This window comes from Kordia sp. E, from assembly GCF_056033805.1.
In genome coordinates, this window is the sequence record NZ_JBRASR010000007.1 from 1 (window position 1) to 465 (window position 465).

A 465-nucleotide genomic window follows, 5' to 3' on the forward strand; every position below is an offset into this window, starting at 1 on the left:
CAGTTAATCCATCCATATCTGTATCAGTCGTGTTGATTCCAATTGGATCACATGGATCGTTTGGATTACTTGGACTTCCTGGTACAACTCCAAAATCAGATGGTATTAATGGTGTACTTGGATCATCGATTCCTGTTGTTTCCTCACAGTCAGTTAATCCATCCATATCTGTATCAACAATTGAAGGACAGCCTAACACATCATCATCTGTAATTGTTACTGTTCCACTATCACTTGGATTACTTGTATTACCACTTATTACCGTACCAGTAACTGTAAAGTCTTCTACTGGCTCCCCAATCATATCGTTGGTGATTGGAATCGATACATCTACAGTCGTCTGTCCTGCTGGAATCGTTGCAGTAGTAGTAGTGCTAGTATAATCATTTGGATCTTCCGCTGAGTTATCTACTGTAGTAATACTAACTACTGTATCCACCGAGCTTGGATTGTCAATACTTACTG

1 protein-coding gene is annotated in these 465 nt (G+C 39.6%); it reads right to left on the reverse strand.

The genetic code is table 11. The features are described 5' to 3' along the window. A partial coding sequence (locus ACUUYC_RS25275) for a Calx-beta domain-containing protein (protein WP_474270597.1) occupies positions 1–439 on the reverse strand: 439 nt, incomplete at its 3' end. Positions 440–465 lie beyond the last annotated feature (26 nt).